This is a genomic window from Acetobacteroides hydrogenigenes, assembly GCF_004340205.1.
GTDB lineage: Bacteria > Bacteroidota > Bacteroidia > Bacteroidales > ZOR0009 > Acetobacteroides > Acetobacteroides hydrogenigenes.
Map to the genome: position 1 here is coordinate 1 of NZ_SLWB01000011.1, position 25,175 is coordinate 25,175.

Annotated in this window: 30 protein-coding genes; 21 read left to right on the forward strand and 9 right to left on the reverse strand. The window is 45.8% G+C overall.

Annotation, left to right across the window (positions count from 1 at the left end; genetic code table 11):
- The first annotated feature begins 594 nt into the window (after positions 1-594).
- Together CLV25_RS11035 and CLV25_RS11040 are read left to right on the forward strand one after the other, a co-directional pair.
- Positions 595-1,197: a P-loop NTPase family protein gene (locus CLV25_RS11035; RefSeq protein WP_131839709.1), complete on the forward strand. Its 603-nt coding sequence runs from the start codon at positions 595-597 to the stop codon at positions 1,195-1,197.
- Between the two features lie 313 nt (positions 1,198-1,510).
- The gene (locus CLV25_RS11040) at positions 1,511-1,741 is read left to right on the forward strand and encodes a hypothetical protein (RefSeq protein WP_131839710.1); all 231 of its coding nucleotides are present in this window, start codon (positions 1,511-1,513) and stop codon (positions 1,739-1,741) included.
- Positions 1,742-1,824: 83 nt separating this feature from the next.
- On the opposite strand, the gene CLV25_RS11045 is transcribed toward CLV25_RS11040, so the two are convergent.
- Positions 1,825-2,529, reverse strand: coding sequence for a peroxiredoxin (locus tag CLV25_RS11045; RefSeq protein WP_131839711.1), 705 nt, complete (start codon positions 2,527-2,529; stop codon positions 1,825-1,827).
- Between the two features lie 20 nt (positions 2,530-2,549).
- The gene (locus tag CLV25_RS11050) at positions 2,550-3,062 is read right to left on the reverse strand and encodes a ferritin-like domain-containing protein (RefSeq protein ID WP_131839712.1); all 513 of its coding nucleotides are present in this window, start codon (positions 3,060-3,062) and stop codon (positions 2,550-2,552) included.
- Positions 3,063-3,180: 118 nt separating this feature from the next.
- Here CLV25_RS11050 and CLV25_RS11055 point away from each other — a divergent pair, with 118 nt between their 5' ends.
- The 17 genes from CLV25_RS11055 (at position 3,181) to CLV25_RS11135 (ending at position 14,669) form a co-directional block, all read left to right on the forward strand.
- Positions 3,181-3,759, forward strand: coding sequence for a DUF134 domain-containing protein (locus tag CLV25_RS11055; protein WP_131839713.1), 579 nt, complete (start codon positions 3,181-3,183; stop codon positions 3,757-3,759).
- Between the two features lie 42 nt (positions 3,760-3,801).
- Positions 3,802-4,125: a NifB/NifX family molybdenum-iron cluster-binding protein gene (locus CLV25_RS11060; RefSeq protein ID WP_131839714.1), complete on the forward strand. Its 324-nt coding sequence runs from the start codon at positions 3,802-3,804 to the stop codon at positions 4,123-4,125.
- A 9-nt stretch (positions 4,126-4,134) separates the two neighbouring features.
- A complete protein-coding gene (locus CLV25_RS11065) occupies positions 4,135-4,512 on the forward strand; it encodes a pyridoxamine 5'-phosphate oxidase family protein (protein WP_131839715.1) in 378 nt (125 codons plus the stop codon).
- 30 nt (positions 4,513-4,542) lie between these two features.
- A complete protein-coding gene (locus tag CLV25_RS11070) occupies positions 4,543-4,725 on the forward strand; it encodes a DUF5320 domain-containing protein (protein WP_131839716.1) in 183 nt (60 codons plus the stop codon).
- Positions 4,726-4,753: 28 nt separating this feature from the next.
- Positions 4,754-4,978 (forward strand): DUF5320 domain-containing protein, encoded by a 225-nt coding sequence (locus CLV25_RS11075; protein WP_131839717.1) that lies wholly within the window; start codon positions 4,754-4,756, stop codon positions 4,976-4,978.
- A gap of 82 nt (positions 4,979-5,060) precedes the next feature.
- Positions 5,061-5,399, forward strand: a complete 339-nt coding sequence (locus CLV25_RS11080) for a NifB/NifX family molybdenum-iron cluster-binding protein (RefSeq protein ID WP_131839718.1) — start codon at positions 5,061-5,063, stop codon at positions 5,397-5,399.
- A 12-nt stretch (positions 5,400-5,411) separates the two neighbouring features.
- Positions 5,412-6,269 carry a damage-control phosphatase ARMT1 family protein gene (locus CLV25_RS11085; protein WP_131839719.1) on the forward strand — a complete coding sequence of 286 codons (858 nt, stop codon included), beginning with the start codon at positions 5,412-5,414 and terminating at the stop codon, positions 6,267-6,269.
- Positions 6,266-7,129 (forward strand): nucleotide-binding protein, encoded by an 864-nt coding sequence (locus tag CLV25_RS11090; RefSeq protein WP_131839720.1) that lies wholly within the window; start codon positions 6,266-6,268, stop codon positions 7,127-7,129. The genes CLV25_RS11085 and CLV25_RS11090 overlap by 4 nt, the downstream gene beginning before the upstream one ends.
- Positions 7,130-7,132: 3 nt before the next feature.
- The gene (locus CLV25_RS11095; RefSeq protein WP_131839721.1) at positions 7,133-8,296 is read left to right on the forward strand and encodes a BT_3928 family protein; all 1,164 of its coding nucleotides are present in this window, start codon (positions 7,133-7,135) and stop codon (positions 8,294-8,296) included.
- The gene (locus CLV25_RS11100; protein ID WP_131839722.1) at positions 8,293-9,165 is read left to right on the forward strand and encodes a nucleotide-binding protein; all 873 of its coding nucleotides are present in this window, start codon (positions 8,293-8,295) and stop codon (positions 9,163-9,165) included. The genes CLV25_RS11095 and CLV25_RS11100 overlap by 4 nt, the downstream gene beginning before the upstream one ends.
- Positions 9,162-10,100: a radical SAM protein gene (locus tag CLV25_RS11105; protein ID WP_131839723.1), complete on the forward strand. Its 939-nt coding sequence runs from the start codon at positions 9,162-9,164 to the stop codon at positions 10,098-10,100. Before CLV25_RS11100 ends, CLV25_RS11105 begins: the two co-directional genes overlap by 4 nt.
- A 69-nt stretch (positions 10,101-10,169) precedes the next feature.
- Complete coding sequence (locus tag CLV25_RS11110) at positions 10,170-10,964, forward strand: Mrp/NBP35 family ATP-binding protein (protein WP_131839724.1); 795 nt, start codon at positions 10,170-10,172, stop codon at positions 10,962-10,964.
- Positions 10,965-11,108: 144 nt separating this feature from the next.
- Positions 11,109-11,531 (forward strand): acyl-CoA thioesterase, encoded by a 423-nt coding sequence (locus CLV25_RS11115; RefSeq protein ID WP_131839725.1) that lies wholly within the window; start codon positions 11,109-11,111, stop codon positions 11,529-11,531.
- Between the two features lie 34 nt (positions 11,532-11,565).
- On the forward strand, positions 11,566-12,306 hold the full coding sequence (locus tag CLV25_RS11120) for a ZIP family metal transporter (RefSeq protein ID WP_131839726.1): 741 nt from the start codon (positions 11,566-11,568) through the stop codon (positions 12,304-12,306).
- Positions 12,306-12,998: a 4Fe-4S dicluster domain-containing protein gene (locus CLV25_RS11125; protein ID WP_131839727.1), complete on the forward strand. Its 693-nt coding sequence runs from the start codon at positions 12,306-12,308 to the stop codon at positions 12,996-12,998. The genes CLV25_RS11120 and CLV25_RS11125 overlap by 1 nt, the downstream gene beginning before the upstream one ends.
- A 67-nt stretch (positions 12,999-13,065) precedes the next feature.
- Entirely contained in the window at positions 13,066-13,581 is a 516-nt protein-coding gene (gene cobO, locus CLV25_RS11130) for a cob(I)yrinic acid a,c-diamide adenosyltransferase (RefSeq protein ID WP_131839728.1), read from the forward strand.
- A 20-nt stretch (positions 13,582-13,601) separates the two neighbouring features.
- Complete coding sequence (locus tag CLV25_RS11135; protein WP_131839729.1) at positions 13,602-14,669, forward strand: heterodisulfide reductase-related iron-sulfur binding cluster; 1,068 nt, start codon at positions 13,602-13,604, stop codon at positions 14,667-14,669.
- Between the two features lie 200 nt (positions 14,670-14,869).
- Here the strand turns inward: CLV25_RS11135 and CLV25_RS11140 are convergent, their stop codons facing one another.
- The 4 genes from CLV25_RS11140 to CLV25_RS11155 all read right to left on the reverse strand — a co-directional run bounded on the left by CLV25_RS11140 (position 14,870) and on the right by CLV25_RS11155 (position 18,616).
- Positions 14,870-15,952 carry a Fic family protein gene (locus CLV25_RS11140; RefSeq protein WP_131839730.1) on the reverse strand — a complete coding sequence of 361 codons (1,083 nt, stop codon included), beginning with the start codon at positions 15,950-15,952 and terminating at the stop codon, positions 14,870-14,872.
- A gap of 1,410 nt (positions 15,953-17,362) precedes the next feature.
- The gene (locus CLV25_RS11145) at positions 17,363-17,584 is read right to left on the reverse strand and encodes a hypothetical protein (RefSeq protein WP_207895649.1); all 222 of its coding nucleotides are present in this window, start codon (positions 17,582-17,584) and stop codon (positions 17,363-17,365) included.
- Positions 17,571-17,828, reverse strand: a complete 258-nt coding sequence (locus tag CLV25_RS11150) for a hypothetical protein (protein WP_131839731.1) — start codon at positions 17,826-17,828, stop codon at positions 17,571-17,573. The genes CLV25_RS11145 and CLV25_RS11150 overlap by 14 nt, the downstream gene beginning before the upstream one ends.
- 11 nt (positions 17,829-17,839) lie before the next feature.
- Positions 17,840-18,616 carry a hypothetical protein gene (locus CLV25_RS11155; protein ID WP_131839732.1) on the reverse strand — a complete coding sequence of 259 codons (777 nt, stop codon included), beginning with the start codon at positions 18,614-18,616 and terminating at the stop codon, positions 17,840-17,842.
- 207 nt (positions 18,617-18,823) lie between these two features.
- Between CLV25_RS11155 and CLV25_RS11160 the strand changes: the two genes are divergently transcribed.
- The gene (locus tag CLV25_RS11160; RefSeq protein ID WP_131839733.1) at positions 18,824-19,018 is read left to right on the forward strand and encodes a hypothetical protein; all 195 of its coding nucleotides are present in this window, start codon (positions 18,824-18,826) and stop codon (positions 19,016-19,018) included.
- 1,029 nt (positions 19,019-20,047) lie between these two features.
- Positions 20,048-20,254: a hypothetical protein gene (locus CLV25_RS16005; protein ID WP_207895651.1), complete on the forward strand. Its 207-nt coding sequence runs from the start codon at positions 20,048-20,050 to the stop codon at positions 20,252-20,254.
- 321 nt (positions 20,255-20,575) lie between these two features.
- Here CLV25_RS16005 and CLV25_RS11165 read toward each other — a convergent pair whose 3' ends face one another.
- The 3 genes from CLV25_RS11165 to CLV25_RS11175 form a co-directional block, all read right to left on the reverse strand.
- Positions 20,576-21,295, reverse strand: coding sequence for a head GIN domain-containing protein (locus tag CLV25_RS11165; protein ID WP_131839734.1), 720 nt, complete (start codon positions 21,293-21,295; stop codon positions 20,576-20,578).
- A 441-nt stretch (positions 21,296-21,736) separates the two neighbouring features.
- Positions 21,737-22,423: a superoxide dismutase gene (locus tag CLV25_RS11170; protein WP_131839735.1), complete on the reverse strand. Its 687-nt coding sequence runs from the start codon at positions 22,421-22,423 to the stop codon at positions 21,737-21,739.
- A 131-nt stretch (positions 22,424-22,554) separates the two neighbouring features.
- The gene (locus tag CLV25_RS11175; protein WP_131839736.1) at positions 22,555-24,822 is read right to left on the reverse strand and encodes an inorganic phosphate transporter; all 2,268 of its coding nucleotides are present in this window, start codon (positions 24,820-24,822) and stop codon (positions 22,555-22,557) included.
- Positions 24,823-25,175 lie beyond the last annotated feature (353 nt).

The following is a 25,175-nucleotide window of genomic DNA, read 5'->3' on the forward strand; positions in this document are numbered from 1 at the left end:
CTCAGAAGTTTTTCAACCACTTCCAGTCCAATGGCTGGCGGGTTGGCGGCAAAACCCCGATGCGCGATTGGATGGCAGCTGCCAGTAACTGGATGCTTAACAGCGTAAACTTCGCTAAAGCGCCAGTACAGCAAGTCTTAAACCTTAACCCTCCAAAATCATACAATGATCCATTATAAGACGCCCATAAAGTTCCTTTTTAACAGAGGCAAAAATGCTCCGTTAATGAGGCAGATATGCTCCATTAACGAGGCAAAAATGCTCCACTATCGAGGCATATATGCTCCGTTAACGAGGCAAATATGCTCCAATTAAAATTTTCAAACAGTTCATCATGAAGAAGATAAAGGCTACTGAGGCATTTATGCCTCGATTGACCACTACTATATATATATTATTATATAGTATAAGTATTATTATATATTATTTGTTTGTAGTGTTTTTGCCCGGTTCGTACACCTTTGTTTCAAACAATCTTGTACCAACAACTCAATCTCAGCCACTACCAACTTTGGCACTTTCACTATTTCCAACACACCACTCCCTTTTCCCAAATTTTTCATCTTTCAACCTTTCATTTTTCATCTCTCAGCCATGAACCTCACCGAAACCTACCAATTCCTGGAGTCTCGCGGAAAGGACACCCTCAACCCCAGCTTCAAAATCTACCAGGAGGACCACGAGCTAATCCTAAAGCTGCTGGCCTACTTCACCAACAACCAGCAAGCCTGCCAGAAGTACGCCATTTCGCTCCGTAAGGGGCTAATGCTATCCGGCCCTGTCGGATGCGGAAAAACCAGCCTTATGAGGATTTTTAACACCCTTTTGCTACCCCAGTTCAAGTATCAGGTGAAACCTTGCCGCGATATCAGCTTCGAGTTCAACCGCGATGGTTACACAGTAATTCACAAGTACAGCACAAACTCCTATAGCCGAGGCCAGCACAAGATCTACTGCTTCGACGACCTCGGAACCGAAAACCACCTCAAGTTCTACGGCGTGGAGTGCAACGTCATGGCTGAAATTCTCCTATCCCGCTACGACCAGTTCTGCCTACAAGGGCTTCAAACACACCTTACCACCAACCTTACCAGCATGGACATCGAGGAGCAGTATGGAAAGCGTGTCCGCTCCCGCATGCGCGAAATGTTTAACCTGTTGGCGTTTGATGCAGGCTCAAGAGATAAAAGGAATTAACTTTTTTATATAAAAAAGTGGTATCCGTTTATTCATCCGACACAAGGTCATTTCGTACATTTTCTATTTTGGCGTAACGTTCAACCTTAACGCCTACAAGCCATCGAATGGGCAAAAGGGTGCCTCCAGCGAAGACGATGGAGCCCTAATAAAGCTAGGACAGTAGGGCAGATGCCCGCTGGCACGTGGTAGGCCCATGGGGGTACGCCTTCCTCAAGGAGCCATCCTTACTGGTTTTGTCATTTCGTTAAAGAACAATTAATAAAAAAAACAATATTCAATCCGTATATTTGCCAGCCAAAAACAATGCAGCATGTTCACAATAAAACTTTTCAGCATAGTTGTTATCCTTATTTCGATAGCATTTCTTGGTCTTGCTCTTAGAATATTTGTACGCGGCAACTACGATGATACCGAGTTCGAAACTAACCCCAAAATGCAGGATATGGGCATAAAGTGTGCTCGCCACCAGGAAATGGAAAACTATTGCAAAAACAAGAAGCTAAGCGGTATTGGCTGCGGTTCTTGTAAGGGCTGTGCTTAACCGTAAGGTTTTCATAAAACAATAAACAGTAAGGGGATTGGCTGCAACGCTAATCCCCTTACTGTTTTAGTTCTCAAGCCGAGTTACTGCTTCTTAACGGCCTTCATCACCTCATCGTATGGAAGTTTTTTGGTGCAGAAGAACCAGTCGTAGCACTTCAGGTCTCCTTTGTTTTCCATACGCTCCTTGGCAACGCCGCACGATCCTGCCGTTGGTACAATTACATCATCGCCGGGTTGCCAATCGGCTGGTGTTGCTACGCCAAAGGTGTCGGCCGTCTGTAGCGCAACTACTACTCGATAGAGTTCGTCGAAGTTTCTTCCAAGGCTCAATGGATAGTAAATAATAGTCCGAATTATACCATTGGGGTCAACTACAAATACGGCCCTTACCGCCTTGGTGCTGCTCTCCCCGGGTTGAATCATGCCATACTTACGCGCTACCTCCATGGTAATGTCCTCTATCAGCGGAAATTTTACCTCAACATCCTTCATACCCTTGTACTCAATCTTTTCCTTTATGGTACGGAGCCATGCGATGTGGCTGTATAGTCCATCAACCGATAGGCCAACCAGCTTGCAGCTAACTTCTGCAAACTTTGCTTCCATGCTGGCAAAGGTCATGAACTCGGAGGTGCAAACAGGGGTAAAGTCGGCAGGGTGGCTAAATAAGATTACCCAGCTGCCCTTGTAGTCTGCCGGGAAATTGATTTCCCCTTGAGTCGTAACAGCTTTAAAGGTGGGTGCCGCTTCTCCAATACGAGGCAATAGTACAGCTTCTTGTTCCATAGTAGTAGATATTATTGGGTTTACATTCTGAGTTTCTTCCATTCCTCTTTCATTCGGCTTAAATCGGTCAGCCAGTCCTCTATGTCATTTTCATGTTCCAGTTCCTCGTTGAGGATTGTAACCGCCATTTGGTAGGTAGCGTGATCTTTGCCTAGCGTAAAATCGGCGATTTCTTGGTAGCGCTCAATGGCGCATCGTTCACCTTTTAGGTTCTGCGCTAGGATTGCTTCGATGTACGGATCGCGTGGCTCATCGTACGAGCAGCGTGCCAGCTTTGTCCATTCGCTTGGGTTTATAACAGGAGTCCCGCCTAGTTGGATAATTCGATTAACCACCATAACGGCGTGGTTTAACTCCTGGCTTGCATGCAGAAGAAGTTCTGGTTCAACCTCGCTTCTCATTGGCCCCTCCATTAACCTTGCGCCAATCCAGTACTGGTAGTAGGCTAGCCATTCTTCCGAAAGAGCCGCGTTTAACATACTGATAAGCTTATCGATATCTACCGAAGCTATCTTCGTTGCTTCCTTTCCCATATTGCTCTGTTTAAGTAAGAAAAACCACAATTTAGCCCGTTTTGAGAAAAAAGTCAATCAAAATAGCAATAATGAGCAATTGCTCATTATATTTGTAACGAACAAATGCTCGTTTCGTATGCCAAGACCAAAACGTATTCGTCGTGTAACCAATCCACCCCATTTTAAGGGATTCAAACCTTTGGGCTTGCCTGATGGTGGAGCTCCGGTTGTTATAAACTTCGAGGAGTATGAAGCCATCCGATTAAGCGACTGCGACCTGCATGGTCAGGTAGAAGCTGCAAAAATCATGGGGGTGTCGCGCCCAACCTTTGCTCGCATATACGAAAGCGCACGCCGTAAAATAGCCGAAGCTTTTATCGATGGGAAAAATATTGTATTCGAAGGCGGGAAGGTTTACTTTGATAGCGATTGGTACTCATGCAACGATTGTGGCTGCTGGTTTAACCATACCGAAAAAGAGCAGGAGGTTTCCTCCTGTGCCCTTTGTGGCTCTGCAAACATCCAACCTTACAGCGAAGATGATGATGCGCAGCTCGAGGAAGTCTGCCAATGCCCTCAGTGTGGTAAAGAGTTTCAAAACTTTCAAGCGTCAGACTGCAATGGGGATATTTGCCCCGAATGTAGCTGCCATATGATTCGAAAAAGCATGTCGCCTCATCGTAGAATGAGAAACCAAAAATGCAGAATGCAGTAAGCCGTTAGGCAATTAAGCTTCTGCTCATAAAAAACAGGTAAAATGAAAGTAGCCATCACATCAACAGGTAATAGCCCCGAGGCTAAGCTAGACAGCCGTTTTGGGCGTTGCTCCTATTTTGCGATCCTCGATACAGAAAGTCAGGGCATTGAGTTTATTCCCAATCCCAACAAGGATAGCATAGAGGGTGCAGGTCCAGCCTCTGCTCAGCTGGTAGCATCTAAAGATGTAACAAAGGTCGTTTCCGGCGAATTCGGGGCAAAGGTTAAGTCCATCTTCGACAGCTTGAAAATCCAGCTGGTAATGCTTCCCGATTCCGAAAAGACTATCAGTGAAATAATCGAGCTGCTAAACCATAAAAACTAGCCAACGGAAATGGTTGTACTACCCGAACAGGTCTGCAAGGCTTGGGATAATCGTAAGGATGCTGTTGTCTTTTCGACAGCTGACGTCAATGGAGTTCCTAACTCAATTTATGTAAAAAGCGTTTCTAGGTACAGCGAATCGCTTATCGTTATTGTCGATAACTACTTCCATAAAACGCGTAAAAATATTCTTGCAGGAGGTAAGGCAAGCATACTATTTATCACTAACGAAGGGAAGTCGTACCAGCTAAAAGGGTCGGTACGCTACCTACAAAGCGGCGAAATTTACGACGATATGAAAAGGTGGAATCCTTCTCGGCATCCGGGTCATGCAGCTGCATGTTTGGAAGTTGAAGAGGTTTACTCCGGTTCCGAGAGAATCGCCTAAAATATTCCTCAACCATAAACCATTTTTAGAATGCCTCAGATGGATGGAACAGGTCCTCTAAAGGAGGGCAAGCAAACAGGACGAGGTCTTGGTTACTGCAAAACTTCTTCCGATAAGAGTACGCTCGATATGCTAGGCAAAGGGATGGGCCTTCGCCGTAATTCTGGAGGAGGTTCAGGTCAAGGTAAACGCTTAAAAAGCGGTATTCGATAGTATTAACCTAATTAAAAAGGAGGTTACTATGCCAGGTTTAAACAGACGTGGCCCTAACGGAGAAGGGCCAATGACAGGACGAAGAATGGGACGCTGCAATCCCGACAATAAGGGGAAAATAGACGACGAAATCCTTCAAAATCGTGCTTCCGAATCGCAAGTAAATTCACCATTTGGTCGTGGACAAGGTGGAGGACGAGGAAGAGGTTTAAGGCGTTTCTTGAGGCTGCGCCTTCGAGGTCGTAGTGAATAGAGTAACTCTTAAGTTGTCTTATCATATTTATTTCGAGTATGCCAAGACATATCAAATTGGTTAGACGTAAAATTTTATTTGTATGAAAAACATTTTTGCAATTCCGTTAGCAAGCGGACGTCTTTGTTCACACTTTGGCCACTGCGAGCAGTTTGCCATTGTTGAGGTAGAAAATAACGCAATAATTGGCGAATCGCTTATCACGCCTCCGCCTCACGAACCTGGGCTTCTTCCCGGATGGTTGGCTGACCGTGGCGTTACCGATGTAATCGCTGGCGGTATGGGACAACGTGCTCTCGATCTTTTTGCTGCTCAAAACATTAAGGTTAACGTTGGCGCTCAGCATAAGGCTCCAAAAGAGTTGGTTGGCGATTGGCTCGAAAACTCGCTGGTAACAGGCTCAAACGCTTGCGATCACTAGGTGGATAATAGAATGATTTCAGACTATCGTTGCTTCTTTTGCTTTGCTCGCGCTTTTGAGGTGCTGCTCGAAAAGGAAAACCTATCGCTGACCGATAAAAATACCTTTACCAGCCAAATGGCAGAGCTTTACCGCCAGTCTTCTGGTTGTTTTTCGGCTCCTGCATTTGCCCGTGAGCTACATGTGGCGCTTAGGCGACTCACCTGTAATGCCGATCCTTACAAGGAAGCAAAGCAAAAGAGCAACGATTTGGTTTTAGGACAGTATCATCAGCTTAAGGCTCAAATTCTTCAGTCGGAGAACCCGTATGACACGGCGCTGCGCCTTGCCATTGCAGGGAACATCATCGACTTGGCCGTATGTAGCGAGTACGACCTTCCTGCTGCAATCAACAAGGTCTTATCGTCCGATTTTGCGATAGATTACTCTAAAGAGCTTAAGCAGGAACTCTCTATGGCAAAACGGGTGCTTTACCTTGGCGACAATGCCGGTGAAATTGTTTTTGATAAGCTTTTCATCGAAGCTATTATGCATCCGAACCTCATATATGCGGTTCGCGGTAGCAGCATCATAAACGATGCTACCATCTACGATGCTAGATATGTAGGTATAGATCGAGTGGCAGATGTAATCTCCAATGGGTACGATGCCCCGTCTACCATATTCGACTGTTGCTCATCAGAGTTTAAGGAGGCTTTTATGCAGGCTGATGTGATTATTGCCAAAGGTCAGGGCAACTTCGAGGGGCTATTTCGCCATTCGCCCAAAGATTTTTACTCCTTACTAATGGTAAAATGCGATGTTATTGCAGATGCCTTAGGCGTTCGTAAGGGCGATTTCGTTATAAAAAAAGTAAGTTCAGTACAATGATAAAAATAGCAATAGCTAGCGGTAAGGGTGGAACTGGGAAAACTTTTGTCTCGACCAACCTTTTCTGGGCTATCCAAAATACGGGGCAAGCGGTTTCGTTAGTCGATTGCGATGCCGAAGAACCCAACGTTGCAGAGTTTATTTCAGGTAGGGTTTCGGATCGTTCGGATATTTTCCAAAATGTTCCGGTAATCGATTCCGCGAAGTGCCTGTTTTGTGGCAGATGCTACAACTACTGCAGCTACAACGCCATTGTCTTCCTTCCTTCTTCTCGCTTCATTCAGGTAGTCGAAGACCTTTGCCACGATTGTGGTGCCTGCTCGGTAGCCTGTAAAAATGGGGCAATAACCGAAAAGAAAAAGCTACTGGGTACGGTAAAAACGATGGCTATTAACGACCATGCACAGGTCGTTGAAGCCCGAGCCGAAGTTGGAGTTTACTCTCCCGTTCCCTTAATTAAGAATGCCATAAAGGCTGTTGAAACTGAAGAAATCTCCATTTTCGATTCTCCTCCAGGTATCTCGTGTCCTTTTATTGCCACTGTTGATAAGGCTGACTTTGTGGTGCTGGTTACCGAACCTACTCCTTTCGGACTAAACGACCTGATGCTATCTGTCGAAACTCTTCAGGAGCTCAAAAGACCTTTTGGCGTTATAATAAATCGTGCAGGAATGGGCGATAGCGGAGTTTACGACTACCTAAAGCAAAATAGCATTCCCTTGCTCATGGAAATTCCTTTCGACAGGGAGATTGCCCGTACCTATTCCGAAGGAAGATTACTCGTAGAACAAAACCTAAGCTATCGAGAAAAATTTTCAGAGCTGCTTAATGTAGTTGTTAGACAAATAAAAAAAGGGTAAGAAATGAAAGAACGCGTTTTAAGCATCACTGCAGCCATATCGAGGGTGCTTGTCGGTGTCGTTTTTATCTTTTCGGGTTTTGTAAAAGCGGTTGATCCGCTTGGCTCTACCTACAAGTTTATCGACTACTTCAACGCATTTGGCATGCCTTCACTGGAGGTTACGGCATTTCCCTTAGCAATCCTCTTAAGTGCTTTAGAGCTTACTATTGGTGTATGTCTAATACTGTTTATTCAAAGTCGATGGGCTAGCTGGGGTGCACTCTTCTTTATGATTTTCTTTACTCCACTTACGCTTTGGCTTGCCATTACCAATCCGGTTCACGACTGCGGATGCTTTGGCGATGCCCTTGTGCTAACTAACTGGCAAACCTTCTATAAGAATATTTTAATTTTACTGTTAGCAGCCATTTTATTTGTCTTTAAAAGCAAATATCGGGCTTGGCTGAACGCAAAGGGAGAATGGGCAATAACAGCGGTTATTCTTCTGCTAATCGTTAGTTTCTCGTGGTATAACTACGAACACCTTCCCATTATTGATTTTAGACCCTACAAGGTAGGCGTTAGCATCCCCGAAAAAATGGCGATTCCCGAAGGTGCTCCAGCCGATATATACGAGCAGTACTTTACGCTTGTCGATACTGTTAGCGGCAAAAAGGTTGAGTTGGAGAGTAATGTTTACATGAGCGATTCCACCTACTGGAAAAATGGAACCATTTGGAAGTTCATCTCTTCATCCGAACCTAAACTGGTAAAAAGGGGGTATCAACCCGAGATCCACGACTTTAGAATTAGCACCTCAATGGGCGAAGACATTACTTCCGATGTCCTTTCCGATACTCGGTATTACTTCATCTTGGTTGCCTACGATTTGAAAAAGACAAATCCCGATCACCTGCCTTTAATTAAATCGATCCATAATCAGGCTATCAAAAACGGCTATCAATTTATGTGCCTTACAGCATCATCCGAATCTGTGGTGGAAAAGTATAAGCAGCAATGGCAAATTCCTTACCAATTCTACTACGCCGACCCCATAACCCTAAAAACCATAATCAGGGCAAATCCGGGGCTCCTTATTCTTCATAAAGGCAAAATAGTAGCCAAATGGCATCACAACGACATCCCCGATTATAATACGATCAATGCAAACTTCTTAAAACTATGACCGAAATTACCATTCTAAGCGGCAAAGGCGGAACCGGCAAAACAAGCCTCAGTGCGGCTTTTGCAACCATACATAGCAACTTGGTCGTAGCCGATTGCGATGTAGATGCTGCCAACCTGCATCTTATCCTTCAACCCCAAAACCAGCTCGAAGCCAACTTTGTAACTGGGCATAAGGCTATAATCGATTATGGCAAATGTACCAGCTGCGGTCTTTGTGTTGGCTACTGTCGATTCGATGCTTTGGCATTTCAGGGCAATCGGGTAGTTGTATCCGAAACATCATGCGATGGTTGCAAGCTCTGCTCTCGCGTTTGCCCGTCGCGTGCAATAACAATGGAGCCAAGCAATAAGAGCCGATGGTATGCTGGTAGCTATCGCAATGGTCTAATGGTACATGCAAGGCTTGCCCCAGGCGAAGAGAACTCGGGGAAACTGGTAAATGTAGTACGCGAACATGCTAAAAAAGTAGCCCAAGAACAGGGTGTCGAAACTATCATTATTGATGGACCTCCAGGAACGGGATGCCCTGTCATTTCGTCTGTTACAGGGGTGAAAAAAGCTGTTATTGTTACCGAACCAACCAACTCAGGATTTCACGATATGAAGCGAATCCTGGAGCTAACGGCAAACTTCAAGGTAAAATCGTATGTGGTTATCAACAAGTACGATTTAAACGACGAACTTGCTGTAGCTATCGAGCAATGGTGCGCATCAGCGGGGATTCCCGTTATAGGTAAAATTCCGTTTTCTCCGCTGGTAGTTCAGGCTATGGTTAGCTGTAAAAGCATTACAGAATTTGCCCCCGATTCGGAGGTGAGCCACGAAATTGTAAATATCTGGAACCAAATAAATACTACTGAAGCATGATAAGCTTTGGACCAGTACCATCGCGTAGGCTAGGGGAAAGCCTTGGGATAAACAACATCCCATCGCGCAAGGTATGCTCGTATGCCTGCATATACTGTCAGGTAGGTCGAACCTATAAGCATTCCATCAACCGCGAGCCGTTTTACTCTCCAGAGGTTCTTTTATCCGAGGTGAAAAAGCATCTATCGGCTCTTAAGGAAGAGGACAGACCCGATTACTTGACGCTTGTATCCAACGGAGAGCCTACGCTAGACATTAACCTTGGCGATTCTATCCTTAAACTAAAGGAATTAGGTATTCCAATTGCCGTTATTACGAATGCCTCCCTTTTAACAGATCCACAGGTGAGAGATGAGCTTTGCCTAGCCAACTGGGTATCCGTTAAGGTGGATGCTGGCAGCGAAACGGTATGGAAGGCCATTAACCGACCCTGTGTTGGATTGCATTTCAACGATCATATAGAAGGCATTTTAAAATTTGCATCTCAATTTAAGGGAACGCTTGCAACCGAAACCATGCTGGTTAGCGGAGTAAACGATAGCCCTGAAATGGTACAGCAAGCAGCCTCAATTGTCGAAAAGATAAATCCTGATGTTGCCTACATCTCTATCCCAACGCGTCCTCCTACCGTGCAATCGGTTCATGCACCATCTGAGTTAACCGTAAGCGAAGCGTTCCATATTTACAAGGATAGGGGGCTTAACGTGGAGCTGCTCCTAGGCTTCGAAGGCACCAACTTCGGCAATACAGGCAATATCATCGAGGATATCGTAAACATCTCAACGGTACACCCTATTCGCGAGGATGCTATGCTGGAGCTGCTGAAAAAGAATGGTGCGGATACTGCCATTCTTAACGAGTTGCTGCAAATAAAGTACATAAAAAAGGTGCAGTATAAGTCTGACACCTACTACATAAGATATTTTCATCTCTAAAGAACCAAGGGAAGGACCATTTTAAATCTTGTGTCTTAAATCTTGTGTCTCATAAAATAACGTTGTAAAATGAATCAACAAATCGAGAAAAAGAAGCTACCCAATATCAAGAATATTATCATTGTAGCTTCGGGTAAGGGTGGCGTAGGTAAATCTACGGTCGCCGCTGGTGTTGCCATGTCGCTGGCTGGTGAAGGCTATAAAACAGGACTGCTGGATGCCGATATTTTTGGCCCATCAGTACCGCTGCTATTCGATCTTCAGGATGCAAAGCCCGAGGTTGAGGTTCGCGATGGCAAACAGTGCCTTATGCCATTCGAAAAGTATGGCATTAAGCTGATGTCGATAGGTTTCTTTATCGACACCAAGCAGGCTGTAGTTTGGCGTGGTCCCCGTGTTTCGAGTGGTATTTCTCAGCTACTTTCCGATACCTATTGGGGTGAACTCGACTATCTCGTTATCGATACCCCTCCTGGTACCGGCGATGTACACATCACCCTTCTTCAGAACTTCGAAACATCGGGAGCCGTTGTGGTAACCACTCCACAGCAAATGGCTTTGGCAGATGTTAAGAAGGCTGTAGATATGTTTAACGACCCTCAAATTGGAACTCCAATCTTCGGAATTGTCGAAAATATGGCATGGTTTAGCCCAACCGCTCATCCCGAAGAGAAGTACTTCCTTTTTGGTAAAGGTGGCGGACAAAGCTTGGCCAACGAGTTTAACCTCCCGCTTGTGGCTCAAATTCCATTTAACGAGAAGATGGGAGAAAGCTGCGATGCTGGTAAGATGGCTGAACTTCTTACAGACAAGTCTATTAAGGCTGCGTTTAACCAGCTGTTCAATGGCATCATTTCAAAATAGGATAGCACTACTATTGAAAAGAGGAGTAATGCTTATGCTCCTCTTTTCGATGATTTGGGCAATGGGGTGCTCTCCTCAAAAGAGTTTGAGGAAGAAAAAGGCGGTCCCTTGTCCCTGCGAAAACAAGTATAAAAGAAGGGTGTTATGATTGAGCACGAGTATACCTTTAGGGTGATGTACCCCGATACCGATCGCATGGGTACCGTTCACCATTCCAACTACGCTAAGTACTACGAAACTGCCCGTTGGGAGCTTTTTCGCAGCCTTGGCATTTCCTACCAATCGGTTGAAGAGGCTGGCTACATGCTTCCCGTCATTCGAATGAATTTTAGGTTTATAAAAACTACCCGTTACGACGAGCAGCTCCGTGTAAAAACAACCCTCAAGGCTATTAAGGGGGTGCGGTTGTGGTTTACCTACAAGTTATACAACGAGCAGAATGAGCTCATCAACGAGGCAGAAACGGAGCTGGCTTTTGTTGAGGCTGATACATGGAAGCCTTGTCTTGCTCCAACATTTGTTGTGGATGCTATTAATGACAAAATTAAAACTTTGTGGGTTAATTAATTCCTCTGAGTAACGGTTCTTATAAGGAAGGACGATGGTTGGATATATCCTGATAGCAGTATTGTTCGGTAATATTGGTAGCGTAATGCTTGCATCTCTTTTGCTCAGAATAGGTTCCCATAAGCTGCAGCAGCTCACAAAGCACATCAACGCTTTTGCAGGAGGTACGCTTCTTGGTGCCGCATTTATCGGGATGCTTCCCAATGCTGTAAAACTGGGCGGCTTTCAGGTTTCATATGCAATTCTAGGCGGTATTCTTTTTTTCTTCCTTATCGAAAAAGTAATGCTTTGGCGTATCTGTGCCGATGAGCATTGCGACCGTCATAGCAAGGCTGGGGCCTTAATGCTAATGGTTGGCGACTCTTTTCATAACTTCCTCGATGGCATTGTCATTGCTGCTGCCTTCCTTCATTCATCGTCATTTGGGGTTGTTGTGGCTCTGTCTGTTTTCGCTCACGAAATACCGCAGGAGGTTGCCGACTTTGGAGTGATGATAAAGTCAGGGTTTTCCAAAAGGAAGGCCGTATTCTACAACCTTTTTTCAGGATTTACCGCAATTATAGGTGCACTTCTAGCTTGGTATTGGGGTGTATACACTCAAATGGCCATGCCTTTTATTTTAGCAGTATCAGCAGCTGGGTTTATTTACATTGCTCTAGCAGACTTAATCCCAGAGCTGCATCGAAGATCTTCTTTTGGTCAATCTTTTACGCAGTTTTTGCTTCTCCTTGCTGGGATTTCTGTTATAGTAGTATCCATTTTAACTAAGCCATAATGAACCTACTCCAAGAGCTTAAAAAAGATATCCGCTACATAGAAGGGCTGAATGCCTGCATCAACTGCGGAACCTGCACCGCCATTTGTCCGGCTGCTGTCTTTAACGACTACGATCCCCGCAATATTGTAGATACGGTTCAATGCGCAAGCGAGAGTGATATCAGAGACCTCCTCACAAGCGATACCATCTGGTACTGCGGCGAATGCCTATCGTGCAAGACACGCTGTCCACGAGGCAATACTCCCGGGTACATCGTTCAGGCACTACGGGCGCTCTCCATCGAATCGGGACTCTTTGTCGAAAGCGAGCAGGGGCAAAAGCAGCTAGCTATTAAGCGGACTGTGGGCGACCATATACTTAAGCATGGCTACTGCGTTTACATCGACGAGGTGAATACTGAAATGTACCCCGAACAGGGTCCCGTTTGGGATTGGCTTCAGGAAAACCGCGAACAGGTGCTCGAACGGCTTGGCACCAGCTACCAAAAGCTGCAGAGCGGAACGCTACGCCTAACCTCCGAAGAATCGTTAAACGACCTTAAGCGCATTTTCGATGAAACGGGTGCCACCCAACGATTCGAGAAAATTGAGGCTTACTCGGAGCATGTTGCCAATAAGCTGGGCTTAGAATTTAGCGGAGGTAAGGATGCCTACTTCGGCTATCAGTACAACGGCAATGAAGATGCATAGCATAGCGTGACTACAATCATGTGTCTAAAATCTAATATCTATCGTCTAACGTCTAAAATCTACCCAAATGAAAGGTTACATTCAAGTTTACACCGGTGATGGTAAGGGTAAAACAACCGCAGCCTTTGGCTTGGCGCTTCGTGCAGTAGGCGCAGGGAAAAAGGTATTTATTGCCCAGTTCATAAAAGGAAAACCTTACTCCGAAATCGATGCCGTTAACAAGTATATTCCAAAAATAACCGTCAAGCAGTATGGGCTAGACTGCTTTATCTACACCCAGCCAACCGCAGCCGATATTACAGTTGCACGTACAGGGTTGGCAGAGGTTGCCGAAATTGTTGCAGCCGAGAAGTACGATGTTGTGGTGCTCGATGAAATATGCATCGCCCTATACTATAACATATTTTCGGTTCCCGAAGTGGTGAAGATTCTCGCCACCAAACCCGAGCAAACCGAAATCATCGTAACGGGCCGATATGCCCCCAACGAAATCATTGCTGTTGCCGATTTGGTTACCGAAATGCGCGAGGTAAAGCACTACTATACCAAAGGTGTTGAGGCTCGTAAAGGAATAGAATTCTAACGGCATAAAAGCCCTTTACCATGGAATACAATAGAAAAGAATCGTGGGTTGAAGCCCAAAAGGATATAGCTGGCGATAGGTACTACTTCGCCCGAAGCTGTATTCGTCAGAATTTCTTTCCTGCTGCCGAAGGTGTTTTTCTAAAAATCATTAAAGATATTCTTGGCAAAGATATCTACGATGACCCTAACCAAACTACCTGTACCGGCATTGCCTACCATTCGGGGATAATCCCTTTCGAAACGATAATGACGGTGGTAGGTCGCCAGTTTGCCCTTATGACCGAGGCAGGTTACGAGAACTTTGTTTGCTCGTGCGTTACCTCGTTCGGCATCTACACCGAGGTGCTCGAAACCTGGAAGCACTTTCCCGAAAAGGAGGAAGAAGCGCGCCAAGCACTGCTCCGTGCAACCGGAAGAACCTTCCAAATACCCAAGAACTTGGTGCACTCTAGCGACCTCATCTACAAGTTTAGGAAGGAGATTGCTGCGAAAGCCAAGTATCGATTGGTTGATGGTCAAACAGGAGAACCCTTGAAGGTGGTAGACCATGTGGGCTGTCACTACGCCAAGATATTCCCAGAGAAGGGCGTTGGTGGTGCCGAATTTCCACAAGTTCTGGTAGGTCTTGTTGATGAGTGGGGGGGGGCGCAGATCGACTATCCCGAGCGCCGCCACTGCTGCGGTTTTGGCTTTAGGCAGTACCTCCTAAAGTCGAATCGGGGATACTCGGTTAGCAATTCCAAATTAAAGTTCGATTCCATGGAGCCATTTCATCCCGACTTTATCCTTACCAACTGTCCAGGTTGCAACTACTTCCTCGATCGCTGGCAGTATGTCATTTCCGAAATGGAGGGTAAGGTATACGGTGCCAATGGTTATGGCATTCCAGCTTTAAGCCACGAGGAGTTGGCGGGTTTGGTACTCGGCTTCGATCCTTGGGATTTGGGACTTCAGCTACATCAGGTTGCGGTAGAGCCTCTGCTTGATAAGATGGACGTTGCATACAACCCTTTCGATAAGTACAAAGGAGTAAACGGGCAGGTGCTAAGCACTCCCGCAAGCCCCAGCATCCTTAGGCTTTGCTAGGTCGGATTTCCTATTTGTATTAGAAATACTTTCACTGTCCTTTTATTCAAGTAGGCGGTATCTCCCTTTGGGAGATCCGCCTTTTTTATTCCCCGTGGCTGTTTGTGGCCGTTGGCTACAGGTTGTTTTGAGCCGCTTTTTCAAGACTTCTAACTTTGTTCTCAATACATACTGATTCAGTTGAGAGAAACCGATACCTCTCACCCTCTTAAAATATCAATCAACCCCTTGTTTACGTACAACGTCTCTCGCCCAACCTTTACCGACTCCAAAACGCCGATTCCCTCAAGTTCCTTTAGGTATCTCGATGCAGTTTTTCGTTCAACCTGTAGGCGGTTAACCACAAAATCAATCTTAGAGTAGGGTTGCTCAAAAAGCAGCTCAACCAGTTCCTTCTTGTAAATCTTGGGAGCATGCTCTTGCACCCTTATCACCGTCTGCTCGAGTAGCTGCCTAATCAGGCTAATTTTCTCTATGGTTTGCAGCGAGGTTACCTCAACCGCTTTAAGCATAAACAAAATCCAATCCTCCCATACCCCAGTCCTGTTGGTCTGATTCAGCAATCGGTAGTAGTCCGATTTATGCTCAATAATATAGGAGCTTAAGTACAGTATCGGAATGTCAATTAGCTCATTCAGTATCAAGTACAGGATATTCAGTATTCTGCCAGTCCTTCCGTTTCCATCGTAAAAAGGGTGAATGCTTTCAAATTGGTAGTGTAGAATGGCAAGGCTTATCAAAGGCGACAAATCCTGCTCTTGCTCATTAAAGTGGTTAATGAAATTGGTAAGAAGATCAAAAATCTCCCGCTTATCTTGTGGTGGCGTATAAACCACCTCCCCCGTCTTGTCATTTTTCAGAACTGTTCCAGGTGTGCTTCTTACACCTGCCGTATTATCCACCAGTTCCTGTTGTATACTTACAATGTCATTTACGCGTAGGAAACCCTGTTTCTTAACTATTTCAAATCCTCTAAAAATCGCTTTTCTATAGTTCACAACCTCTTTTGTCTCTGGCGAAACATTCGATTTATTCACAGTAAGCGCCTTATAAAGATCATCCTGCGTAGTAATAATATTTTCAATTTCAGAACTCCCCTTAGCCTCCTGCAGTACAATTGCATTAATAAGCATCGCCTGGTTAGGAATCGTCTTAGCAATACCCTTAAGCTCTGCCAAAGCTGCCGTTGCCCTATTTACCTGTCGTAAAATTGGTATGGTTTCAACCTTCTCTCTCTTTGGAGGAAGGTTATCTAGTACATAGTTTGGTTCTATTTGTCCCATTTTTTTATTATATGTACCAAAAATACACTATTTTGTACATATAACTATCACTTGTCCCATTTTTTCATTAATACGTACAAGTAGATGCAAAAAATCACCAGTTGCACCAACTCCACTATTACCTACCCACCACTCCCTACTCCCGAAGGACACTCCCCGGGTCTGTTTGGGGCCGTTGGCTACAGCCTGTCATGCTTTTTGCATTCGGCACCCTTCACTTCAGGCAGCTCCAATGCCCTTCGTTCCTTCGGGCATCCCAGCTACCCTCCGCTGCGGTTGCCGAGCAAAAAGGCGCAGCTTTCCCCCGGCCCCTGCTGCTCACGCCAGGCTTACGCCAATGTAAGCTATTTTAACATAACGTGATATTATAGTACAACCCCCAAGGGGCTCCGCTCCGCTCCGGGCTACGCCTTTGTCCTATAATCACATTATGCAAAATAGCCCCCAAACAGCCCCTCGCCCGCCCACCACCCCGAAATACAGATGCCACAGCATTCCCCGCCACCCTTTCAGCGGTGCGGTTTTGGAGGGGGGTAATTAGGGCAGTGCATCCTTCATGTGCCTGCGGCAGCGCCCAACGCTCGCGCTTCCGCTCCTCCCTGGCTCCAGCCCATGCCCGTTCCGCGCAAGCCTCTCGCAGCGGTCGGTGCTGCAGCGCTCCCTTTTAGCCGCCACCTCGGCACCCCACGGCAAAGGTGGCTCGTGCCTCGCCGCTGCTCGTTGCTCCACCGGGCTGTCGCTGCTCCGCTCGTGCCTCCCTCCGCAGATGCCACCCAGTTCCGCGCCTCCCATCAGCTCATCCCTCACCACCCTTGCCCAAATCCCCCAGCACCTTTGAAACCATCGGCTAGCCCCTCCAAAACCGCCCTTTGTTCACCCCGTAAGAAGAGTTCCTTTTAAGTAATTTGCATTCCATATAGGGTAGTTCCTCCAAATCCTTTATTTTTTCATCCTTTCATTTTTCATCTTATCATATCTCTTCCGTCTAACTCCCGCTTAACTTCAGCATAACTTCCGATTACCTTCTAAAGTCTAATATCTAAAGTCTAATATCTAACGTCTAACATCTAAAGTCTTTGATTCCCGCACTCCCCAACCGATAGAAAAGGTAAGCCGTTCCGCGCCTATGCGTCAAGGTCAAGCCCTGCGGGTTTTTCGCAAAATCTCCACCCTCGCCTTCGTGCCTCCGGCTCGGGTAGTATTTTCCGAAAAAACCTTGACCCGGCGCTCCGCTCACTTGGCTGGTCGCTATCGGTTGATGAGGGCTACCTCTGTTCAGACTATCAACCTTACCGCTGTTATCAGCCATGTTGAGGATTATCCCAATAAAAAAGAGGACTCCCAATCGTGGAAATCCTCTTTCTAAAAGGTTTTACGGATTGCCGCTTTTGCGGCTAAATCCTTGATACACTATTCGCCATCAACCGACACCTGGGCAACCGCCGACATAACGCCACCCGCTAGGGTAATGTAGCCCGCAATGGTTACAACAGCTGCTGGTAGCGCAATCGGGCTGGCTATAATCGCACCGCCCACGGCGGCTAGGCAAAGCCCAATGGTGCGAACCCGTTTAAAGAACTTGGGGGTAGGAGCCGCTGCACGTTTGGCCAGGCTCATCTCATTTCCCTTCATGCTCGTTCGTTTTAAAGATGATTGTTTCGAGGTGGTGAATCCGGCGCTCCAGAAACTCAATCCGCTGGTTCATTAGCTCGTTGATCCCCTTAAACTCCGCCTTAATCAGCGCCATGGTCGACTTTACCTCCGTCACATCCTTTTCTACCCGCTTAAAGTCAGCAAGCAGCTGCCGCAGGAAGTAGGCTACAACGGCCAGCAGCACCGAGATCAGGGCGTAGAAGTAGGGTGCCGAACTCTCCATCTCCTGAAGGATTAAGGTTGAGGCTGCGCTAGGCCGGATACCTTAACCAGCGATACCGAGTTATACTGCCCGTTCTTTAGCGAGTAGAGCTCACCGTTAACCTGCTGGTAGAACTCAATACCCAGCACCAGGAAAAGCGGCTTGGTCTCCGCCTTGGCAAAGGTGCTGCTCAATGATACCGCATCCTTGGTGGGCTCTGCAGCTGCCAAGCTAACCTGGTAGGGCTGCGCCTCGCTTACCTCAAAGGTGCCCGCCTCAAAGTCTACCTTGGCCACACCCGATACCAGCTTCACGTGGGTTGCACCTTCCGGTGCCCCAAAGTCTGCATTCGGTGTGATCACCCCAAAGCTTACGGTTGCCTTACCCTCGGCGCGGTCAATCGTTGAGGCCATCTTTCTGAAGTAGCTCGTACCCAGCTTGGCGTTGCTGTTGAACTCAAATCCCTCCAGTAGCTCCAGCTCGCCATCCAGCACGTTGCGCTGGCCTCGCGTGCTCGTGGCGTCGGCCTTTACCACCCTCATCATCTCACCCGTTAGACGGCTAGTCATACGGCTGTCAGAGCCGTTTCTGATGAAGTTGCGCAGCGCATCCCTCAGCAGCTTGCCAGCTTTGCCGGCACGGCCAAACTCGGCCCCGTTCTCACGCGTACGCTCAAACGCTGGGTCGTTCTTGATGCGCTCCGCATCCACGCCGCCCTTCATGCGGGCAAGATGACCATCCTTGCTCTTGTAGAAGGAAAAATCCCCGATTTTACCCTTCAGCTTAATCAGTCCTTCTTGTTTTGCCATAACCTAAAAAATTTTGGTGAACAGGGGCAAGCTACAACGCATAGGCAAGAATTGAAATTAACCACTTCCGATACTGGTCATTATGGCCGCATTATTACCCATCCTTCCGAATCGGGTAGCCCGTTTTTTTGTACCTTTGGTATAGGCAAGTCCACGGATAAGCCAGAGATGCACCATACATCAAACTGACATAAAGCATAGGCCAAAATGAAGCAGGCACGCGTAGTCATTTACCCCAAGGACATCCAGCTCATAACGGGCAAGAGCGAGCGTTACGGACGGATGCTGCTCAGCAAGATCCGCAGAGCAAACCAGAAAGACGAGCACCAGTTCATCACCATTCACGAGTTCGCCTCCTTTACCGGCATTCCCGAGGACACAATCGAACCCTATCTCAAATAGGTTAATTTTAACGGTAACCTAAGAGGTAGCACCACTAAAAACGCCCAAAATTCAAGCCTCAAAATCGGTGCGTAACCCAAAACAAACCCCAACTGAGCGCTAACCATCAACCTTTTACAAATAACGTTCGAATCCCTCCCTCTCCGCAGACCACAACATCAAAGCACAACAAAGTTCTGTAAATCGAATGGTTTACAGAATTTTATGTTTTTACCCCATTCTAAAAATCCACCCCAATTCCCAAATTAAAAGTTACCGATTCGGTGAACTCTCTCTTTTTACACCCTAAACAGTTCACCGATCTGACCCTATGCTATTGTAGCATTGCTGCTTATATCGCAAAATTTGGGCTGTTTTAGTTCGATTTATGGTCATTCGCCACTATTTTTAGCTTGTAAAACAAAAAATGTAAGGATCATGACACAAAAACAACCAATTGTCGTGCTCTTCTATATATACGTAAAGCCAAGAGCACAAAAAGTAAAACAATTTTTACTATTACTACTCCACCATTTCCTACCCCAAAAATTTTTCATCCTTCACCCCTTCATTTTTCATTTAACAGCCATGAATCTAACCGAAACCTACCAATTCATGAAATCTCGTGGCAAGTCCACCTCAAACCCAGTTTTAAAATCTACCAAGAGAGCTACAAACTAAATCTAAAGCAGTTTGCCTACTTTACCAACAACCACTAGGCATGCCTCGAATTCGTCATCTCGTTCCGCAAGGGGGTAATACAGTATTGTACTGTCGAATGTGGAAAACCAGCAAAACTTAGTACGGGAAAGAACTCCAAGAAGCAACTTGGCTATATTTACGACGTAAACCGTACGACCATTAATGAGTGGATTAGGCGGTACTACCGGAAAGATCTAAAAAATACCTGAATAATCGTGGAAGCCCTATACGAAACGCCCCAGACTAAGACCCTTCAAACAACTCAAGGAACTGCTGATCAAGAAGGACATCGACAGGCTGGCGCTAGATTCCAACCTAGAGGTCGTAGAACCCGTAAAGGAGGATCGGATGGAGCAGCCCAGGGCGGGAATCCAAAAGCTTTATAGGACACTATACGCTTCCTTTGATGCCGTAGGGCTAAAAGTGGGGGCACGACAAACTGTTCTCCATCCTCAAGGCGCATGGCTGCTGGAACGCGTAAAACAGCGTAGTGCAGAATCACCAACTCGTACCACCTCTTTCACAAGTACAAGAACCGAGTCTAAGGAAGAGTGATTACTGACCCTAACGAGGTTTAGGTGCCCGTATAACCCATCTGCGCCGGTCAACCCTATTGGGGAAACAATCGGCACACTATTCGCTACCGTCTGTTCCCTAAGAAGGATTTTCCATGGCTATTTCAGATAGTTAACTACAGCCTGTCATGTCTCTTTCATTCAGCACCCTTTCAGCATATTGCAGAAGGTTCATCAGGGAGGAATACTCAATACCATTCTTTGCTGCAAAAAGCATTTCCATTCGTACATGAAATAAAGAAGCGGACATCTAGAAGTTTCCTAGATGTCCGCTTCGTCTTATTCTTTAAAACATAACCTTCTAGTTGGCGTCAATAAGCTGAGAGCCTCCAGTTAGCGAATGCACAATATTGGGATGGCCTGCATACTTCACGATGCTTGCCTCCGATGCTGTAACTACCAGCTTGTTTACGGCAGTTACCTGAGCCTCGCTGCCTCCCTTTAGGTTTAAGTCGCTGTGGCTGGTGAGCAGCCTAAAGCCGTAGAGTTTGCTGTTACCAGAGAGCTCTTCTACATATAGGATGCCTGCTTCGCCGTAAGGTTTTACATCGGAGCCAGCGCTAGCTATTACGCTCAGTTCGTCGGTAGCGATGTTGGTTTCCACGTAGCTGCCCCCATCAGCATCGATTTTGAACTTCGATGGATTAAAGATACCTGTTGTGTATACCTCGGAGCCTCCCCAGGCCGTGATGGAGCGAAGCAGCGGCATCGTTATTAGTACCCGTTTGTGCTTAACATATTGAGGCATTATTGCATTATCGAGGAAGATGCATAGTTCGCCAACTCCGTTTATATCGGTATGTATGTTATCCTGGTAGCCATCTGGGGCTTCTACAACAACCTCTATATGGCTGCCTCTTACAACTTCTACCTGGAAGCCATCTTCTACCTTCAACTTGTCAAAGTAGCCAATTCCTATACGATTTACTGCGGTTACATCACCGGGACCAAACTCCTCCTTAATGCATGACGTAAATGTTAGAACGAGCGCAAAGAGTATAAGCTTAAATGTAATCTTCATGTGTTAATGGTATTTGAGCTGCAAAAGTAGAACTATAGGCCAAATATCAACCATGTAAAGTTGGGAAAAGTGCTAGTTGGCCGTTCGTATACCTTACGACGGTTTGCTTTGCGAAAAGTTACAGCAGCGCATGCATTGTGGGGGGAGAAGCCGGTAGCCTCATATTAAGGGTTGGAGGGGTGGCTTATCCGTTCAGGAAATAGGCGGTAGGGGTGACATGAGGTCATTCAAGCCCTACAAATGCATTTTTAGTGCTTGCATGAGGCCATTCAAGCCTTCCAAATACTTTTTTTATGCTTGCATGAGGTTATTCAAGGCCTGCAACTACGTTTTTGGTGCTTGCATGAGGTCATTCAAGCACCAAAAATTCGTTTTTAGCCCTTGCATTACCTCATGCAAGGCTATTTCGCATTTTGCTCTTCATAATGGAGGAGGATTCCGCTACTCGCCAATGGCTCTAAGGTAGTTGCTGTACACCTGCTTCCAGTCTACCACCTTCCAGAGGTTGGCGAGGTAGTCGCCGCGCTTGTTGCGGTACTTGAGGTAGTAGGCGTGCTCCCACACGTCGATGTTGAAGATGGGATACCCTTCGGTTAGGGCTACATCCATGAATGGGGCGTCCTGGTTGGCCGTTGTTGTAATGGTAAGCTTACCATCGGGCAGTACCAGCAGCCATGCCCAGCCCGATCCGAAGCGCGATAGCGCTGCCTTTTCCATCTCCTTCTTAAAGGCCTCAAGGCTACCGTACTGCTTCTCGATGATCTGCTTAAGTTCATCGGGCATTACGCTTTTCGAGGCAGGTGTAAGCACATCAAAGAACAGATTGTGGTTGTAAACGCCACCACCGTTATTGCGCACAGCTTGCTGTATGGGCTGGGGCAGCGTTCCTATGTTGCGCAGCAGCATCATTAGCGGCATTGACTTCAAATCGGGGTAACTTTCTAGAGCCTTTACAAGGTTGGTCGCATATGCCGCATGATGCGCCGAGTAGTGTATGCGCATGGTGGTCGAATCGATGTAGGGTTCAAGATCGGCATAGCTGTATTTCAGTTTAACCTGTCCTTCTTGTGCGCTTGCCGCAACGAAAGTAAGAGCTAGGCTTACTACGAGTATAAGAACTTTCTTCATAATAGGTACGATTAATGTTAGGAAGCGCCATTCTGTAGCGCTATTGCAATAAACCCTTTTTTGCCGATAATGTTTAAAAGCAAAAGGAGTCGACAGTATGTTGACCCCTTTTTTATAGAAATTGGTTGAGCCTAGTAGTTCTCAACCACAAGATCTGCGTCTTTTTCCATCTCCGTATCTTTTACAATAAAATCACGTTCTGCCTTAAGCAGGTTGATGGTTTGGAGTAGCAGATTCTTCGTTTCGTTCAGAATGCCCAGGTAAAGGTTGCTGTTTCGGGTCGTTGCCTCGCCGTTCTTTATACGCTTAATCTGCTTTTTGCGGACCACGTTTAGCAGTTCAATAACCTGCTGCTGTTTCTTAATGATGTCGGGTATTTCGTCGAACGTTTGCTCGTTAATAGCGCGGGTAATATCGCTGAATAGGGCCGACACTTCATAGTTAATGGATTTAAGTTCTACCACCTGATCCTTGTGTAGTCCTTTATGGTTATTGTCGATATGGTCGAATGCGGGTTTGGTAATAAAGCTAAGCGAATGGGCAATTTCGCGTAGGTAGTCAATTACCTGAACGTAGTAGTGGCCCGTTTCTATGGAATCGCTTTGCAGCTGCGTTAGCGTATGGTAGAGGTTTGCCTTGTACTTTTTGGTCTCAAAGGAGATCTCCTCCACATCATTATTCAGCTTTTTGAGCAACTTGCGATCCTCGTTCGAAAGGCCATGTATGGTCTCGTTGTAGATAACCACAATGTTTCGTAAAGCCTTGTTTACCTCGTTTACACAGCGCTTTACCACGGCCTCTTCCTTCATATCCAGCGGGATGTTGCTTTCAGTCTCTTCTTTAAGCTTTTTGTTGTGGATTTTATTCGATTTTAGGATGAAGAATACAGCAATCGCAATCATAATAAATATGCCGATGACGCCGGTCCACGAAAGGAAAAGGGCAACAACCAACGATGCCGTAAATGCGATGAGCGCCGTAAATAGCCATCCCGAAATGACCGTAAGCACGCCGGTTACGCGGTAAACCGCGCTTTCGCGCCCCCAGGCACGATCGGATAGCGATGAAGCCATTGCAACCATAAAGGTAACGTAGGTCGTAGAAAGAGGTAACTTTAGCGATGTTGCCGAGGATATCAAGATACTTGCAACAGTGAGGTTTACGGATGCTCGAAGCATGTCAAACGAAGCGTCATGCTTTTTTGACTTATGTTGCTCTTCTACGTTAAAGCGTGAGGAGATAAACTTTTTCACCTTTTGGGGAAGAACCCTTTCTATGGATGCATTGGCATTGAGAGCACCTCTTACAATGCCCCTGGATATACTTGTAGAACCAAACTTTTCGGATCCTGAATCTTGCCGTGCCAAGCCTATCTCAGTTTCGGTAACCGTACGTGCCTTTTTCGATAGCCAAAGCGTTATTGTCATAATGGCCCCGGCGATAACAAGGTAAATTGCATTGGTCGAAACCGGTTGTGCCAATTCACCCATCATGAGGTGTCCAGCAGGAACACCAGAGGTAAGGTATATTTGGTACGATTTTAGTCCTGCCATGAAAACCCCAATAAAATTAACCAAGTCGTTTCCTGCAAACGAAAGCGCAAGCGCAAATGTACCAGCAAGTACGATATACTTAAGTAGGTTGAAGTTGAATAGCGATATAAATAGTTGGAAGATTAGGGTTAGGGTTATAAATGAAAGACCTAGAATAGTTAAAGTATTCGATTCTATGTAGGCTATAAATTCGGGATTAAACACCGATGAGTCAACAATCCCTTTCATTATTATAAAATAAAGTATTGCGGTTAAGGCTATGCCGCCCCATATGGATCCAAGGTATTTGAATGTTTTTTTATAGTTGAAGGTAAAAATCAGACGGGTAACGTACATGGTAACTGCTCCCGCTATAAATGCTACCGCAATAGAAATGAATATTCCCGAGATGATGGCGAGCGCCTTTCCTGCATTTATGTACTGGGTTAGATCTGCAAGTGTAGCATCGGTATTGGCAATCTTAAAAAGCGATACGGCAACCGCAGCACCAAGCAATTCGAAGACTAGAGAAACCGTGGTAGAGGTTGGTAGGCCAAATGTGTTATAAAAGTCGAGCAGAATAACATCGGTGAGCATTACGGCCAGAAAAATGACCATTATTTCCATTAGGTAGAATTCCTGAGGATGAAAAATCCCCTTTCGAGCAACCTCCATCATTCCTCCCGAGAAAACAGACCCTAAAAGAATTCCTAATGATGCTATAATCATAATGACATAGCGAGGTGCTGATTTAGAGCCTATGGCCGAGTTTAGAAAGTTTACGGCATCGTTACTTACCCCAACAACCAGATCTAAGATGGATAGCAGCAACAATACGGTAACAATAATCAAAAGAACGTTATCCATTGTATTCAAAATTTGAATGTAAAATTACAATTCGATAAAAAACAAGTATTAACTCAATGTTAACAATGGGTTAACTGTAATTTATCGACAACTGAAATGTCATATATATTAAAGTGAAAAATCCCTTACCCATGCACGCGTGAATCTTTGATTATAACAGACAAACACCTATTTCGATTCTTTGTTTTGGTTAACTTCAACTTTATCCGTGAACTAATAAAAATTATAAGCAGAATGGAAAATTTGTGAAGAGTTGCTTAATGTTTACTTAACATGAAGATGCAGGATGTTACCCATGCAGTTCGTAGTTGGACTACAATAAATTGGTAATTAAAGAAGAGCGACAAAGCATA